Source organism: Comamonas granuli NBRC 101663, from assembly GCF_000739995.1.
In the GTDB taxonomy this organism is placed as follows: Bacteria; Pseudomonadota; Gammaproteobacteria; order Burkholderiales; family Burkholderiaceae_C; genus Simplicispira; species Simplicispira granuli.
In genome coordinates, this window is record NZ_BBJX01000004.1 from 37,639 (window position 1) to 54,016 (window position 16,378).

General features: G+C 62.4%; 13 protein-coding genes and 2 tRNA genes. 8 read left to right on the top strand and 7 right to left on the bottom strand.

What is annotated here, in order from left to right:
* The first annotated feature begins 45 nt into the window (after positions 1-45).
* The 3 genes from pgsA (at position 46) to CGR01S_RS03555 (ending at position 1,266) form a co-directional block, all read left to right on the top strand.
* Positions 46-615 (top strand): CDP-diacylglycerol--glycerol-3-phosphate 3-phosphatidyltransferase, encoded by a 570-nt coding sequence (pgsA, locus tag CGR01S_RS03545; RefSeq protein WP_042422485.1) that lies wholly within the window; start codon positions 46-48, stop codon positions 613-615.
* A 287-nt stretch (positions 616-902) separates the two neighbouring features.
* The gene (locus tag CGR01S_RS03550; RefSeq protein WP_042422486.1) at positions 903-1,175 is read left to right on the top strand and encodes an HU family DNA-binding protein; all 273 of its coding nucleotides are present in this window, start codon (positions 903-905) and stop codon (positions 1,173-1,175) included.
* 15 nt (positions 1,176-1,190) lie between these two features.
* Positions 1,191-1,266 (top strand) — tRNA-Val (locus CGR01S_RS03555).
* A 107-nt stretch (positions 1,267-1,373) separates the two neighbouring features.
* On the opposite strand, the gene CGR01S_RS03560 is transcribed toward CGR01S_RS03555, so the two are convergent.
* A complete protein-coding gene (locus CGR01S_RS03560) occupies positions 1,374-2,030 on the bottom strand; it encodes a TetR/AcrR family transcriptional regulator (RefSeq protein WP_052382490.1) in 657 nt (218 codons plus the stop codon).
* 174 nt (positions 2,031-2,204) lie between these two features.
* Here CGR01S_RS03560 and CGR01S_RS03565 point away from each other — a divergent pair, with 174 nt between their 5' ends.
* The 5 genes from CGR01S_RS03565 to CGR01S_RS03585 are packed head-to-tail and all read left to right on the top strand — an operon-like array spanning position 2,205 to position 8,057.
* Positions 2,205-3,449 (top strand): branched-chain amino acid ABC transporter substrate-binding protein, encoded by a 1,245-nt coding sequence (locus CGR01S_RS03565; protein ID WP_042422487.1) that lies wholly within the window; start codon positions 2,205-2,207, stop codon positions 3,447-3,449.
* 40 nt (positions 3,450-3,489) lie between these two features.
* Positions 3,490-4,275, top strand: a complete 786-nt coding sequence (locus CGR01S_RS03570) for an SDR family NAD(P)-dependent oxidoreductase (RefSeq protein ID WP_042422489.1) — start codon at positions 3,490-3,492, stop codon at positions 4,273-4,275.
* A 28-nt stretch (positions 4,276-4,303) separates the two neighbouring features.
* Complete coding sequence (locus CGR01S_RS03575; RefSeq protein WP_042422491.1) at positions 4,304-5,113, top strand: SDR family NAD(P)-dependent oxidoreductase; 810 nt, start codon at positions 4,304-4,306, stop codon at positions 5,111-5,113.
* A 41-nt stretch (positions 5,114-5,154) separates the two neighbouring features.
* Positions 5,155-6,810: a class I adenylate-forming enzyme family protein gene (locus tag CGR01S_RS03580; protein WP_042422493.1), complete on the top strand. Its 1,656-nt coding sequence runs from the start codon at positions 5,155-5,157 to the stop codon at positions 6,808-6,810.
* Positions 6,811-6,824: 14 nt separating this feature from the next.
* On the top strand, positions 6,825-8,057 hold the full coding sequence (locus tag CGR01S_RS03585) for an acetyl-CoA acetyltransferase (RefSeq protein WP_042422495.1): 1,233 nt from the start codon (positions 6,825-6,827) through the stop codon (positions 8,055-8,057).
* A gap of 190 nt (positions 8,058-8,247) precedes the next feature.
* Here CGR01S_RS03585 and CGR01S_RS03590 read toward each other — a convergent pair.
* The 6 genes from CGR01S_RS03590 to CGR01S_RS03615 form a co-directional block, all read right to left on the bottom strand.
* Positions 8,248-8,323 (bottom strand) — tRNA-His (locus CGR01S_RS03590).
* A 37-nt stretch (positions 8,324-8,360) separates the two neighbouring features.
* Positions 8,361-10,289 carry a SurA N-terminal domain-containing protein gene (locus CGR01S_RS03595; protein ID WP_042422497.1) on the bottom strand — a complete coding sequence of 643 codons (1,929 nt, stop codon included), beginning with the start codon at positions 10,287-10,289 and terminating at the stop codon, positions 8,361-8,363.
* A 178-nt stretch (positions 10,290-10,467) separates the two neighbouring features.
* On the bottom strand, positions 10,468-11,091 hold the full coding sequence (locus CGR01S_RS03600; protein ID WP_042422498.1) for a riboflavin synthase: 624 nt from the start codon (positions 11,089-11,091) through the stop codon (positions 10,468-10,470).
* 20 nt (positions 11,092-11,111) lie between these two features.
* The gene (gene ribD, locus CGR01S_RS03605) at positions 11,112-12,242 is read right to left on the bottom strand and encodes a bifunctional diaminohydroxyphosphoribosylaminopyrimidine deaminase/5-amino-6-(5-phosphoribosylamino)uracil reductase RibD (protein WP_042423399.1); all 1,131 of its coding nucleotides are present in this window, start codon (positions 12,240-12,242) and stop codon (positions 11,112-11,114) included.
* Positions 12,243-12,272: 30 nt separating this feature from the next.
* Positions 12,273-12,713: a type IV pilin protein gene (locus CGR01S_RS03610; protein ID WP_042422500.1), complete on the bottom strand. Its 441-nt coding sequence runs from the start codon at positions 12,711-12,713 to the stop codon at positions 12,273-12,275.
* A gap of 13 nt (positions 12,714-12,726) precedes the next feature.
* Positions 12,727-16,143, bottom strand: a complete 3,417-nt coding sequence (locus CGR01S_RS03615; protein WP_439644724.1) for a pilus assembly protein — start codon at positions 16,141-16,143, stop codon at positions 12,727-12,729.
* Between the last annotated feature and the right edge of the window lie 235 nt (positions 16,144-16,378).

A 16,378-nucleotide genomic window follows, 5' to 3' on the forward strand; every position in this document is an offset into this window, starting at 1 on the left:
GGTGCGGCGCGGCGGCGTGCTCCGTGCCATGACACAATCGCGGCCATGTTCTGGACCATTCCCACCCTCATGACGTGGACGCGCATCGTCGCGATACCCTTGATCGTGGGGGTGTTCTACGCGCCCCTGGACGGGGCCACGCGCAACCTGGTGGCCACCGTCATGTTCGTGGTGTTCGCGGCCACCGACTGGCTGGACGGCTACCTCGCGCGCAAGCTCAACCAGACGTCCTCGTTCGGCGCCTTCCTTGATCCGGTGGCCGACAAATTCCTCGTCTGCGCTTCGCTGCTCGTGCTGGTGCACCTGCAGCGCGCCGATGTGTTCGTCGCCCTCATCATCATCGGCCGCGAAATCGCCATCTCCGCGTTGCGCGAATGGATGGCGCAGATCGGCGCGAGCAAGAGCGTGGCCGTGCACATGCTCGGCAAGGTCAAGACCACCGTGCAGATGCTGGCCATCCCCTTCCTGCTCTACGACGGGCGGCTCCTGGACGTGATCGACACCGGCGTGTGGGGCACCTGGCTGATCTGGCTCGCTGCCGTGCTCACCGTCTGGTCCATGGTGTACTACCTGCAAAAGGCGCTGCCCGAGATCCGGGCGCGGGTGTCCAAGTAATGTTTCGGGGCCACACAGGCGCGGGGCTGTCAATCCGTACTGTTGCCAAGCGTTTGTACCATGCCAAAAAAGCACGGTTTCCCGGCCTGCATGGATGCAATTCCGTCTAGAATCGATTCCATCGTTGTGACTATGCTTCGTGTTGTATTGACACGCCGGGGGCCCATGGCTCTAATCGCCGCTGGCAGTGCCAAGTGCATGGGGCCAGCCTGTCACCCCTGACCGGCGCTGTGCGTCGTGCACCCACAACCGAGAGACAATCCACACCTACATACGAGAGGCCTCCTGTGAACAAAACCGAATTGATCGAGCACATTGCTAACAATGCAGACATCTCCAAGGCTGCAGCCGCGCGGGCACTGGAGTCCACCATTGAGGCGGTCAAGAAGACCTTGAAGAAAGGCGGCACGGTGTCGCTCGTCGGTTTCGGTACTTTCGCTGTGGGCAAGCGTGCGGCACGCACGGGCCGCAACCCCCGCACGGGCGCGGCGATCAAGATCAAGGCGGCCAAGGTGCCCAAGTTCCGTCCCGGCAAGGCGCTCAAGGACGCCATCAACTGACATCGGATTTACCGTGGGTGCTTAGCTCAGTCGGTAGAGCGGCGCCCTTACAAGGCGTAGGTCGGCGGTTCGACCCCGTCAGCACCCACCACACCAATCCAATGCATCCAAGGGCCTAGAGAAATCTAGGCCCTTTTCTTTTCAGGGCCATGGGAATGCCTCCCCGCCCTGTCGTGCCTTGCGGAGGCACAGCGGGCGTCAACATGGCTCGGATCCGGGTTTTCGGCCCGGCTTGCGGACCGGCGCCAGGCAGGCAATCGCGTGGTCGGCAAAGGCCTGGGCGATCTGCTCGCCGGCGAGCGGGCCGTCTTCAGTGAACCAGCGGTTGATGTTGTTGATGGCGCCCATGAAGAAAAACACCGCGAGCTTGGGGTCGCAGGGGGCGATCTGGCCCTCGTCCATGGCCTGTTGCACCAGGGCCCGCAGCTCGCTGTCGAGCACGCGGCGGCGCCGTTGGATCGCTTCGGTGTGCTCGGGTGTCATCGAGTAGTACTCGGTCAGCACGACGCAGGTCCCGAGTTCGCTGGTCATCTTGCGGATGTACAGCGCCACGAATTCGCGCAGCCGTGCCAGGGGCGCCGTGGCCGTTTGCTGCGCCTGGGCCATGGCCTCCTCGGCCATGGCCACGGCCATGCGGTGGCATTCGAACAGGATCTCGTGCTTGTTCTCCACATAGCGGTACAGCGCCGGCTTGGTGACCGACAGCGCCTGGGCGATGTCATCGAGCGTGGTGTTGTGAAAGCCCTTGGTCCCAAACACCCGGCCGGCCGCCATGATCAGGGCGCGCTTGCGCACCTCGCGTGCGTCGGGCACTTCGGCAAGGGCATTGTTCCAGCGGGCGGGTTTGTTCTTCACTTGGAGGCGGGTGGTTGGATGGGGAAGGCGCCGGCCATGTCGCCGACGTGTCAATGGTGCGGTTGACACTGTGCATTGTCGCTCATACGATTCACCGCAAGTTACCAAAGAGTAACTTATAGTTTATCATCGGTAAACACCCGCCCGGTGCGGGTCACCACAGGAGACGAATCCATGAGCATTTTTCGTGCAACCAGCATAGCCGCCGTCTTGGCCTGCGCCGCATGGGCCGCTGCGGCGCAGTCGGCGCCGCCCATCCGCATCGCCCACATCGACACGTTCTCGGGCCCGACGGCCTCGACGGGGGCCACCGTTGCCAAGACCATGCTGTACGCAGCGCACCTGATCAACGAGCGCGGTGGCGTGCTGGGCCGCAAGCTCGAAGTGGTGCAGATGGACAATGCCGGCGATTCCAACAAGGCCGTGGCCATGTTGACCAGCACCATCGACCAGAAGATCAACTTCATGGTGCAGGCGGGCAATTCGGGCATTGCCGGCTCCTTGCTCACGGCCGTGGAAAAGCACAACCAGCGCAACCCCAATGCGCGCGTGCTGTTCCTGAACTACGGCTCGGCGCTGCCCGACCTCACCGAGTCCAAGTGCAGCTTCTGGTTCTTCCGCTTCGAGGCGCACCAGAAGATGAAGATGCACGCCGTGGCCGAGTACGTGGCCAAGAACCCCGATATCAAGAAGATCTACCTGATCAACCAGGACTACAGCTTTGGTCACGAGGTCAGCGCCGATGCCAAGGCGATCATCGGCAAGGCACGGCCTGACATCCAGTTCGTGGGCGATGACTTCCACCCGTTCGGCAAGATCAAGGATTTCTCGCCGTACGTGCTCAAGATCAAGCAGTCGGGCGCCGATACGGTGCTCACCGGCAACTGGGGCAACGACCTGGCGCTGCTGGTGCGTGCCAGCAAGGAGTCGGGCCTGAGCACCAAATACATCACGTACTACGGAGGCCTGTTCGGCGTGCCCACATCCATAGGCACGGCCGGTGAGAACACGGTGTTCCAGATCTCGTCCTGGCATCCGAATGCACCAGTCGAGGACAAGACCCCGGAGCTGGAGAAGTACCAGCGCGACTTCAAGGCCAAGTTTGGCGAGGACCTGTACTACACCTCGATCCTGGTGCAGATGGACATGCTGGCCAAGGCCATCGAGAAGACCGGTAACGCCGAAGACCTGGTCAAGATCGCCAAGGCGCTGGAGGGCATGGAGTACGACTCGCCGTTTGGCCGCATCCAGATGCGCGCCCAGGACCACCAGGCCAGCCATCCGATCTACATCAACCAGCTGGTCAAGGGCGTGAAGTACGACGCCGAGGGTCTGGGCATGGGCTGGAAGACCGTGGCCAAGGTGCCGGGCGACAAGACCGTGCTGCCCACCGCCTGCAAGATGGAGCGCCCGCTCTGATGCGCCAGCCCCACGCAGATCGCATGCCGGGAGATCGGTCATGAACGTGCACGACAGAGTGGCCGTGGTCACGGGCGGTGCCTCGGGCCTGGGCTATGCCAGCGCGGCGGCCCTGGCGGCCGCGGGCGCGCGCGTGGTCATCCTGGACCGCGATGCCCAGGCCGTGGCCGCGGCAGCGCGGTCGCTGGGGCACGGGGTGCAGGGCCACCAGGCCGACGTCACGCAGGACGCGGCCGTGGAGCAGCTCTTTGCGCAACTGCACGACACCGTGGGAGCGGTGTCGGTGCTGGTCAACTGCGCGGGCATCGCCGAGCCCGGCAACGTAGTGCGGCAAGGCCGGGCCATGCCGCTGGCCGCGTTCGAGCATGTCGTCGCCGTGAACCTGCTGGGCACCATCAACTGCATCCGTTGCGCGGTGCCCCAGATGATCAACGCGCGCAGCGACGCCGGCCTGCCGGCCGGCACCGAGGCGGGCGTGATCATCAACACCGCCTCGATTGCGGCCTTCGATGGCCAGATGGGCCAGGCCGCGTATGCCGCCTCCAAGGGCGGCGCGGCGGGCATGGTGCTGCCGCTGGCCCGCGAGCTGGGCAACTACGGCATCCGCGTTCTGGGCATTGCGCCGGGCGTGTTCGAGACGCCCATGACGCTGGGCCTGCCGCAGCGCTCGCGCGAGGTGGTGTTTGCCGCTGTGCCGCCGTTTCCGCAGCGCCCCGGCCAGCCGCAGGAGTTTGCCCAACTGGTGTTGTCCATGGTCGCCAATCCCATGCTCAATGGCGAGGTGGTGCGCCTGGACGGGGGCCTGCGCATGCCGGCCCGCGTCTGATGCCCTCCCGCAAGAAAGAAGGACGCATATGAAATTGCAGGGAACCGTGGCCGTGGTGACCGGTGCCGCATCGGGACTGGGCCGCGCCTGTGTCGACATGCTGCTGGCCGAAGGGTGCAGCGTGGCGGCCATCGACCTGGCACCCGCCGAGGCCGAGGTCCGGAGCGGGGCGCCGCGCCTGCTGCGGCTGGCGGGCGATGTGAGCGACGCCGGCGACATGGAGCGCGCGTTTGCCACCATCGAGCGCGAGCTGGGCACGCCAGGCATCCTGATCAACTGTGCCGGCGTGCTGGGCCCGGCGCGCGTGTTCCGCATCGACAAGGCCACCGGGCGCGCCGTGCCCCGGCCCATGGAGCTGTTTCGCCGCGTGATCGACATCAACCTCGTGGGCACCTTCAACACCATCCGGTTGTTCGTCCAGGCATTGGCCCAGGCGGGCCCGGTGCGTGACGGCGAAGACCGCGGGGTCATCATCAACACGGCTTCGGTGGCGGCCTATGAGGCCCTGTCCGCCCAGACCGCCTACGGTGCCTCCAAGGCCGGCGTGGCCAGCATGACCTTGCCGCTGGCGCGTGAGCTGGCGTACTACGGCATCCGGGCCATGGCGCTGGCGCCGGGCACGTTCGAGACCGGCATGTACGAGGTCGTTCCCGACCATACGCGCCGCACGCTGATCGACGACGTGCCTTTCCCGTGCCGACCGGGCCGTCCGGCCGAGTTTGCCCACATGGCCAAGGCCGTGATCGAAAACCAGATGATGAACGGATCGGTCGTGCGCATCGACGGCGCCGTGCGCATGCGCGAGCCGCAAGCCCGCGGCACCGAGCCGACGCGGTGACGCCGTGCCCTGACCAACCCTCCCTGATTTGCTTCCCCGCCATGTCCGAGACCCCCAGTACCGACGAACACGCCTTGCGTACCGAGGCGCTGTACCAGGACCGCCTGGTGCCGTGCTATGCCCACCGTCCAGACCACCTGGATGCCATGTTCCGCGCTTCGGCGCAGCGCCGGCCGCAGGCGCTGGCGATCGAGGAGGGCGAGCGGTCGTTGACCTATGCGCAGCTCGATCTGGCGGTCGGCCGCCTGTCTGCAGGCTGGGCCGCGCGCGGCATCGGCAGCGGTGACCGCGTCGCGCTGTTTCTGGGCAACCGCATCGAATTCGTGCTGGTGCTGCTGTCGCTGTGGCGGCTGGGCGCCATCGCCGTGCCGATCGGCATCCGGCAAAGTGCCCCCGAGCTGGAATACATGCTGGGGCAATGCGGCGCGTGCGCCCTGGTGTTCGAGGGCACGCTGGCCGACCGCTTGCCCCGGCCCGACGCCATCCCGGGGGTGCGCCTGCTGGTGCATTGCCTGGACGCCGACGAAAGCCCCGAAGTGCTGCAGGCGGCCGACCTCCCCAGCGTCTTGCTGACGGATGTCTCCTGCGATCCGCCAATCCTCGCCAGCCCGGACGGCCTGAGCGACCAGGCACCGGCCTGCATCATGTACACCTCGGGCACCACCGGGCACCCCAAGGGCGCGGTGTTGTCGCACCTGGGGTTCTTCCACACCGCGCGGCACTATGTGCACCGCTTCGGCTACCGTCCCGATGACCGCTTGCTGCTGGTCATTCCGGGCAGCCATATCTCCGGCCTGTTGGCCGTGGTGGTGGTGTCGCTGCAGGTTGGCGGCTGCCTGGTCTGCCTGCGGCAGTTTCATGCGCCGGCCGTGCTGCAGACCATGCAGGCACGCCGCATCACCGCCACCGTGATGGTGCCTGCGATGTACAACCTGTGCCTGCTGCAGCCCGAGATCGCCACCTACGATCTGTCGGCCTGGCGCATCGGGCATTTTGGCGGTGCAGCCATGCCCGAGGTCACCATCGAGCGCCTGGCGCAGGTGCTGCCCACGCTGCAGTTGTACAACGGCTTTGGCGCCACCGAGACCACCTCCGCCGTCACCTTGACCGAGCGGGGCGATGCCGCCCGCTATCCCGATTCGGTGGGCACGCTGCTGCCGTGCATCGACATCCGCGTGCTGGACCCCGAGGGCCGCGAGGTGCTGCCGGGTGAGCCCGGCGAGCTGTGGATCCGCAGCCCTGGCAACGCCATCGGCTACTGGAACAACCCCGAGGCCACCCGGGCCACGTTTGTGGCGGGCTACTGGCGCTCGGGCGACATAGGCAGCGTGGATGCGGCGGGCTACCTGCGCGTCTTTGACCGTATCAAGGACATGATCAACCGCGGCGGCTTCAAGATCTATTGCGTGGAGCTGGAGAACACCATCCAGCGCTGCGAAGGCGTGGTCGAGGCGGCCGCCGTGGCCAGCCCCTGCCCGGTGCTGGGCGAGCGCATTCATGTGTTCGTCCATGCCCGCGCTGCCATCGACCCCGAGAGCATTTGCCAGTTCTGCCGCAGCCAGCTTGCCGACTACAAGACCCCCGACTTCATCACCCTCAGTCCGACCCCGCTGCCGCGCAATCTCAACGGCAAGCTGGTCAAGGCGCCGCTGCGCGAGGCGGCACGCGCCGCGGCTTTGCAATCATCCGACCACTGACAAGGAGGGCCACCATGGGCCACGAAACCATCTACATCCTGGGAGGCGATCAGACAGACTTCGCCGCCAACGCATCCCGCCAGGGGCAGGGCTTGTTCGAGCTGCTGCAAGACGCCGTGCAGGGCGCCCTGTACAACGCAGGCGTCGAGGCCCAGGAGGTACAGGCGGGCCATATTGGCAACTTCGTCGGTGAATTGTTCACGGGGCAGGGCCAGTTGGGCGGCATGTTCGCGGCCATTGACCCGGCGTTTCATGGCATGCCCGCGGGCCGGCATGAGGCGGCCTGCGCGTCGGGCAGCATTGCCGCCCTGGCGGCCACCGCCGAGATCCAGGCGCAGCGCTATGACTGCGTACTGGTGGCCGGCGTGGAACTGGAGCGCAACGTGCCCGGAGCCGTGGCAGCGCGGCACCTGGGCGCTGCCACCTGGGTGGGCGAAGAGGCGCAGGACGTGCCCTATGCCTGGCCCCACATGTTTCACCGCGTCGGCCTGGAGTACGAGCGCCGCTACGGCCTGAAGTACGAGCACCTGGGCCGCATTGCCGAGATCAACCTCACCAACGCCCGGCGCAACCCCAAGGCACAAACGCGCGATTGGGTCTACGGGCCGCGCAGCTTCCTGGCCGATGACGAGGCCAACCCGGTGATCGACGGCATGATCCGACGCCAGGATTGCGGCCAGGTCACCGATGGTGCCGCCGCGGTCGTGCTGGCCTCCGAGCGCTTTGCGGCGCGCTGGGCGGCGCGCCACCAGAGGTCGCTGGACTCCATTCCCCGCATCGCGGGCTGGGGCCACCGCACCGCGCACCTCAAGCTCGATGTGAAGCTGCAGGCCAGCGCACAGGACCCCTATGTGTTTCCGCACGTGCGCGACACCATCCAGGACGCGTTCCGGCGTGCCGGCATCCGCGATGTGTTCGAGCTCGATGGCATCGAAACGCACGACTGTTTCACCACCACCGAGTACATGGCGATCGACCACTTCGGCATCACGCTGCCGGGCCAGAGCTGGCGTGCGATCGAAGACGGCACCATTGCCATGGGCGGGCGGCTGCCCATCAATGCCAGCGGGGGCTTGATCGGCCTGGGGCACCCGGTGGGCGCCACGGGCGTGCGCATGCTGCTCGATGCCGCGCGCCAGGTCACCGGCCAGGCGGGCGACTGCCAGATCGAAGGCGCCCGGCGCTGCGCCACGCTCAACATCGGTGGCAGCGCCACCACGGTGGTGAGCTTTGTGGTGGAGCGCTGAGCCCCTGGAGCACTGGCTGCCGGGTCAGTGCTCCGACCGCGCAGGCCGCAGGGAGTAGGCGGCATCAAAGCGCGCGTTCGCGCCTCACAGGGCGCAGACCGCGGCCCCAGCGGCAGAGCACCCCGGCCCGCAAAGACGGGCAAAAGAAAAACCCCGCTATCGTTTCGATAGCGGGGTTTTTTTATTTATCTGGGGTGGCTGATGGGACTCGAACCCACGACAACAGGAATCACAATCCTGGACTCTACCAACTGAGCTACAGCCACCGTACAGCCTTGTATTATAGCCTGAAATTTGTCGACATCAGCTTCCGCTGTCCAAAGTTGCTTCAACACCCGGACGCTGGACTTTGAATTGCACCTTGAAGCGCTTTTTGAGCGTTTCGTAGTACGCCAGGCCTTCTGCGTTGGCCCACCACTGGGTGTACTGCTGCTGCATTTGCGCCAGCAGCGATGGGTCGATGTTCTCGCGCGGCTTGATGCCGATCACCTTGACCACTGCGTAGCCCACCGGCCCCAGGTCCACGCCCAGCCACTGGGGCAGGGCATCGGGCTTGGCGGACATCACTGCATCGACGATGGCGCGCGACTGGCCTTGGGATTGGTCGCGCGACAGGACCATGGCCGCCGGCAGACCCGTGGCCAGCTCGGGCTTGTCGGCCCAGGCCGTGCGTTTGGCCTCGCCTTCCTTGCGTGCCAACTCGGCGGCCTTGTCGGCGATGAAGTTTTGGCGCACCTGGTCCTTGACCTCCTCGTAGGCCAGGGTGCGCGCTGCCTGGTGCTCGGTGACGCGGCCTGCCGCCATCTGGTTGGCGCCCAGTTCGACGGCTTCGGTATTGCGCTTGCTCTCCAGGGTCTCGCTGGCAAACAGGGCCTGCAGAAACTTGGGGTTGGCCAGCACGCCTTGGCTGCCGGGGGCCGGGGTGCGGGTGACGGCCTTGGCAGTCCGGACCGTGAGCTTGAGCTTGTCCGCCACGGGCTGCAGGCTGTCGGACTGCTCGTAGACCGTGTTGGCAAAGGTTTCGGCCATTTCAGCGTATTTGCGCTGGGCCTGCTGCTGCTTGAGCTCGGCCTCAAGTTGGGGGCGCAGCTCCTCGAAGCTGGGCTGGCGCGGCGTCTTGACGTCGGTGAGCTGGATGATGTGGTAGCCGAAGTCGGACTCCACCACGTCGCTGATGGCCCCCTTGGCCAGTGCGAAGGCGGCGTCCTCGAAAGGCTTGACCATGGCGCCGCGGGCGAAGAAGCCGAGGTCGCCGCCGTTGGGCGCCGAACCGGGGTCCTGCGAGTTCTTTTTGGCCAGTGCGGCAAATTCTGCCGGGTTCTTGCGCAGTTGGGCGAGCAGCTCCTGCGCGCGCGCCTGGGCCTTTTCGCGCTCGGCCGCCGGGGCATCCTTGGCGGCGGCAATCAGGATGTGGCTGGCGCGGCGCTCTTCCTTGCCGGCGTAGCGGGACTGGTTTTCCTTGTAGTAGGTCCGCAGGTCGTCTTCGTTGAGGGTGATGGCGGCGCGCACGCTGTCGATGTCGAAGACCACGTATTCGACCGTCACCTGCTCGGGCTGCTGGTAGCGGGCGCTGTGCTCCTTGTACCAGGCCTGGAGCTCGTCCTCGGACGGGTGCACCTTGGCGGCCTGGTCTGCGGCCTTGAACAGCATGACCTGGACTTCGCGCTGCTGGAACATGGGACCGATGGCCGCCATGCCCTGGGACGAAGTGGCAAAGCTGCTGCCCAGCACGCCCCCGATAACCTGGTTGAGCGACAGGTCCCGGCGCATGCTGGCTTCAAAGCCCTCCGGCGTCATGCCCTGTGTGGCGACCAGGGCGCGGTAGCCTTCGGCGTCCAGCGTGCCGTCGGGCTTGCGCAGCGCGGCAATCTGCGGGATCTCCTGCAGGCTGCGGGCCAGGCGGGCGTCGGTGGTCACCAGGTGCATCTTCTGGGCTGCGGCCTCCAGCACGCGGTCGCGCACGAGGCGCTCCAGTGTCGCGTAACGGGCCTGGGGCGTGTCGAAGAGCTTGGCGTCGGTGTTGGGTTGTTCGCGGCGCAGGCGGTCGGACTCCATGCGGTGCGCGTTGTCCCAGTCGGTCTGCGTGATGTCGTGGCCATCCACCCGTGCCACCACGGTGCTGCTGCCGGAAAAATAGCTCCTGTCGATACCGACAAGCACGAACGACGGGATGATCAGCAAGAACAGCAAGAACATCGCGATCTTGGTGTGCTTGCGGATGGATTCGAACATGGTCAACCCTTCTGCAACATAAAACAAAAGGCGAACTTGCGTTCGCCTTTGCATCCGTGGTGGGTGCTGGCGGGGCCAGGCCGCCGGCAAGTCAATCCCACCGCCACGCGCTCTCTCATGATGAGGCTGGGCGGATTCTACCGAAAGCGAGGCATCGCAAAGGCCCGCGCCGGCCGTTTCAGCGACCGACCGAGCCGAGCATGCGCTCACAATAGCGCGCGATCAGGTCGATCTCCAGGTTCACCTTCGATCCCGCACGCAGGTGCCCCAGCGCCGTGTTCTGCACCGTGTGCGGGATGAGATTGATGCTCACCTCGCAACCGCCTGCGGTGTCGGCGATGCGGTTGACCGTGAGGCTCACGCCATTGATGGTGATGGACCCCTTGGTCGCCAGGTAGCGCGCCAGAGCCCCTGGCGCCAGCACGCGCAGTTCCCAGCTCTCGCCCACCTGCGCAAAATGCGTCACGGCGCCAATCCCGTCCACATGGCCGGACACCAGGTGGCCTCCCAGGCGGTCGTTGGCGCGCAAGGCTTTCTCCAGGTTGATGGGGCCGGGGACATCGAGTCCCGTGGTCTTGCTCAGCGATTCTGCGGAAATATCGACGCTGAACTCCGGTTTGGCGGCGTCCAGCTGGGTGACCGTCATGCATGCACCATTGAGTGCAATGCTGTCGCCCAGGCCCACGTCGTCCAGATAGCCCGCCGGCGGCTGAATGACCAGGCGTTTGCCATGCGCCGCCGAACCGCCCAGATCGTGCACGGCGGTGATATGCCCCGTGCCGGTGATGATTCCAGTAAACATGGCTCCCATTGTGGCAGGCTTCAGAACCTGTCGCGCCCTTGCACGTGCGCCAGAATGCGCAAGTCCCGCCCCACGGGCTGCACCGCATCGAACTCCAGCGCCAGCCCATGAGATACCGCCGCCAAAGGCGGCCTGTCTGCCATGCCCCGGCCCGGGCCAAGCAGGGTAGGGGCCAGGTAGAGCAGCAGCTCGTCCACCAGGGCGGCATCGAGCAAGGCGCCATTGAGCGTATGCCCGGCTTCCACATGCAGCTCGTTCACGCCACGACGTGCCAGATCGCGCAGCATGGCAGGCAAATCCACCCGCCCCCCAGCGCCCGCCAGCAGCGCGACGGTGGCGCCGAGCGCCTCCAGCGCCAGCCTGCGCGCCGCAAATGCCGCGCTATCTTGAGCATCAAAAGGGCCGGTAGCGTATATCCAGCAAGCGCGACCAGCTACGAATATAGGAGCGTCCGGCGGTGTCCGCAAATGGCTGTCGAGCACCACCACATGCGGCTGGCGTGGAGTGGCCACGGCACGCACGTCCAGCCGGGGCCTGTCGGCCAGTACCGTACCGACGCCGGTCAGGATGGCGCAGGCGCGTGCGCGCCAGGCATGGCCATCGGCGCGCGCCTCGGGCGAGGTGATCCACTGGCTCGCCCCATTGTGCAGGGCGGTGGTCCCGTCGAGCGAAGCGGCCACCTTCATGCGCACCCAGGGTGTACCCCGCAGCATGCGGCTGAAGAACCCGATATTGAGCGCCCGCGACTCGGCCGCGCCGGCGCCGACCTCCACGGTCACCCCGGCGGCGCGCAGCCGGGCAAAACCCTGACCACCGACCAGCGGATTGGGATCCTCGATGCTGGCCACCACCCGGGCAATGCCTGCGGCAATCAAGGCATCGCAGCACGGCCCGGTACGGCCTTGGTGGGCGCAGGGCTCCAGCGTGACCCATGCCGTGGCCCCGCGCACGCCGTAACCCCGTGCGGCGGCATCGCGCAGCGCCACCACCTCGGCATGCGGGCCGCCGGCCTGCTGGGTGAAGCCTTCGCCCAGCACCTGCCCATCGGGCGCAGTGATCACGCAGCCCACACGCGGGTTGGGATTGGAAAGAAAAAGCGCCTGGGCGGCCAGCCCAAGCGCTCGGGTCATGAAGGGCGTGTCAGTTGTCATGGCGCCCGGATGGTAGCGCATTGCTTTGAATTATTTGCCCCAGCATTCCGCGACGATGTCGCCCGTGGTCACACCCTTGGCGCCACGTAAACCAGAGTTGGTAAGCGTGTAGTTGCCGCACTTGTCGCCGGTCTGTGCGCCCTTAGGGGTAGCAGTCAAGGTGAAGCTAGCGACTGGAGTTCCACTGGGGGCGTAGCTAATATCGTAGCGATCATTAGGCACTTTTTTTAGCGCTGCTGGAAACGCTGCAGAAGCAGGGTAGTTGCCCGTTGCCGTAGCTGCGCGTTCCAGCCACTGCTGCGCTTGCAACAATCCAGCCCGAGCCTCGGCCCTGTGACCGCGGCGAATATATTCAGCATAGCTCGGATAAGCGATGGCCGAGAGGATGCCCACTACAGCCACCACGATCATCAATTCAATAAGTGTGAAACCACCTTGCAATAGGATGAATCTATTTTTTGGGTATTGCATTGTAAATCCTTGCTCATTGAATTTGTCGCCAGCTTGGGCGTAGAGATTCTTCAGGCAACGCGGCCAGATTTTCTTTATTGTTTTTTGCATCGATATCAGCATTTTCAAACTTGTCTTTCTTTATAATGCTGTGCGGGCCTTTTGCTACCTTCTTCCGGGATACTCCGCCATCCGAAGAGTTGTAGGCGCCATCGTTATTGGCATCAACAATTTGCACAGAGGGGCGTTTGCCATCCATTATGTTGATAAAAGTGCGATATTGGCGCTCGCTGTCTACCGATGTGGAGTCGCAGCTTTCAACATTAGGGTCAACATCAGAGCCTTTTGCTGGTACTTGGGACCACACTGTCAGCAAATTGCTGGCATCATAAAATTCCATCGGCTTTAGCAGCCGCTCTCCAATGGCTGGTAAATCCATATACCAACCGTTATAATTGGCCCAAGTGGTAGTTTTCAGCTCGTCAACAATATCAACCGTTGCATAATCACCAGAACCGATTTCTGTAATCTTTTGTTGGGCTAGTTTGGCATTTGCAACGCCAATACCTAAAGCTGTAGGAGCAGGAACACAGTCCGCGCCAGACGGGCAGGTTCCACCGCCTGGATGAATCTCTAATCGTTTACCCAAAGCAGTGCTTACCTCGCGATAGCGACTATTGTCGAGAACAGAATAAATAGTTTGTACTTCGACGCTGGATGGATCTGTTTTTGTAATATTTCTACCGGTTCCAAAAGCAACCATCATGCCGCCTACACGTACGGTTTTGGCTGAGGGGCCAGAGCCGACTTGCATCTTCCGGTCATTTGCACGAACCGTTGGAGCGGTTGAAATCGGCTGGGCTTTATCGCGTGAACCGGTCGTCAGTGAGGCTTTGCCTCTAGCAGTGAATAGTGGGGTTCCACCAAATGCGACTTTCCAATCGGTAAGGTCTGCACTGGTTAGATCGAATTTCCACATGTTTCCTAAATTGTCGCCGGCATATACCACGTCGGGCATTCCGTCACCGTTGATATCTACAAGGCGTGGCGCGCCAAGACCATTATCCTTGGAGTTGCCTGTGCCGGCGCTTTCGGTAGTGACCGGAATGCGAACTAATTCTTTTGATCCGTCAAGAAACTGCACTAGCAGCACAGGCCGTTGATTGGTGCTGTTATAGCCATTACCCATCACTACGGCCCATCGGTTGTTATTCATGCGAGTAATTTGTGTGCTGCGCATAGAATCATTATCGTCGCGAACGGGTCGCGCGGTGATGTAGCCAATATCTTTGTCTTCATCGGTAATCTGCAAGCACTTGGTTTTTTCTGCGCCAGCCAGTATCGCACAGTTAGGTGCTGGTTCAGATGGGCCGCGAGTCCTATCTAATTTTACCAAGAATTGTGCGTTGCCTTCAGAAAAACCCGGTATTCCACTGGCGGTGGGAGTTGCGTTGGGATTGGTGACATCCAAAACGAAATAGCCCTTTCCACCAAGACCGAGAGTTCCAACAAGCAGCGTTCTCCAATCGGGTATGTACGGCCCATAATTGGGATCGGTGGGGTCTTGAATTCCTCCGTTCATATCTACATCACCCGTCATGGGCGATCCATCCACCAAATATTTGTGCTTGTTATTGTAGGCTGGGTCTGTCAACAGTGAGAGATACGGGATGACACCCCTCGGGATATAGGCAATTTTCTCTTCGCCGTTTGTCGCAGAAAACCCGTGCAGCATTCCATCATTGCCCCCTACATAAAGCATACCTGGGCGGGATTTGTTTGCGCGCACAAAGTTTGAATAACCTTTGAGCAGGTAGTCTGCTCCTGGTGCACCAGTAAACCAGACATCAGAATTAATGATGTCACCTTGAATGCTCTTGCGATCGCGAAATGGTTTTGTTGCTGAGTACGTACTGGGGGCTGTGCCCTCAAGACTTGTATCGCCTCGTATGTAGTCCAGTCGCTGCTGGCCTTTGAGGTCGCCCTCGTCTGCACCGGTCGTGCTCTTTCGCAGCCACAATTTTTGAGCGTTGCTCAGATTGCTCTCGTCTGCCGCCCATTTGAAAGGGACGCCGCCTTTGAAACCGGAACCATCCCATTTGTCACTCCAACTCAGTACCAGGCGGTTGCTAACTGAGATTGCATCTAGTTTATCTGCGGTATTTTGCCCACCCCAGCCTGGGTCTGGGTAGGTGGTTCCGTCGGTGCGTACCTTGTCTGCAGTGATGAAACCCTTCCAATAATTCTTAGGCTCATAGGCAGCAGTGTACTTGCCGACTTCACTGCGTGACACATTGGAGCCGCTGGTTGCGCTAGAGCTCAGATCTGGATCTGTGGCTGTATTGATCTGCCCAAAAATCTCCCTGAAGGCTTTTTCAAGGTCCTCCCCCTTGGTGACAGCATAAAAACGACCCCGGCCATTGAGGGCTGCATGCCAGAGATCAAGTGCACGCTTGTCTTCATTATTCATTCTGGGCCAAGTCTTAGCCCCGGTGACAAAATCCTGGAAGCTCCCGCTATAGCCAAAGGGGACACGGTCTGTTGCAGGCGGTGCCATGATCGTCGGCGCACCCGGCCATGTCGTGGCGTCATTACTGAAACCGATGGTGTATGTCACCATGTGTGGCCAAGTGGCAGGGTTGTATCGTGGATTCCAGTAACGCTCCAGAATGGCGGGCTTGCCATTAGAGTCATTTCCAAAGTTCTCGGTTGCAGGCGCAGCACGGTAGTCCGCTGCCGGCTCTAGGGAGCCGGTCATGCCGCTTGTCTGTGCCGGTCTAGCCCAACTGTGAAATGCCCAGTCTGCAAGCGTGAGCGAGTCACTCTGCGTGTAGCTGTCACGATAAAGCGCTGTTTTCGCTCTCTCGGCAGCGGTTGTACCACCATAAATCGTGCCATCCGGTAGTGTGAGATTGGTGGCGTTGTCACGGTAGGCTGTGTTTGAAACCTCAATCGTGGCATCGTTCCAGCGCCCATCGGACATAAAGATATGGTAGCTGCGTCTGCAGGCAAGGTAAGGTGAGTCAGTCACACCCGGTTCGCTAGCCCATGCGCTATTGATGCCCAGTGTGCGCCGCATATAGGCGTCGGCTTGGCTAAACATTAGGTGTGAAGGGGTGCCGTTATTGGCTTTAAGGCTGTTAACAAAACTGAGAAAGTTGGTTCGATGGCTTCCTTCCAATATGCGCATCGAATTGGTTTTCATGGTGGAACTGTCGACGTTTTTGGCGTCAGGAGAATTACCATTGTTGTGTAAAGTCTGCCATGCAATCCGAATCTTCTTGTCTGGCATCAAACTTGAGTCAAATTTAGGATGGGATGGATCGAATACAGACTTGAGTGCATATTTTAAAATATTGATACGCTTTGCATTCGTTGGCCAAGTCCCATCGGCATTTGGTTGTGTGATTGTTGAGCTACCAGTACTGGAATTTGTGACTTGCCAGTCCATACTTCCGGAGTCGTCCACTGAGATGATGACGTTGGGCCGCACGTAAGGCTCCACGGTACCGGGGGGCGCCTCAGCCAGGTCAAGTGCCCAGGCGCCATAGGGTGCAAGGGCTGCACTGGCGGCCAAAGCCAATAGAGACTTACGGAAACAGGGTGATGTCTTACGGGCCATGGGTGACTCCTTGGCTTTAAACTCTTGATTGATATTTATTGGACCAAATTTTTAATTGATCCTA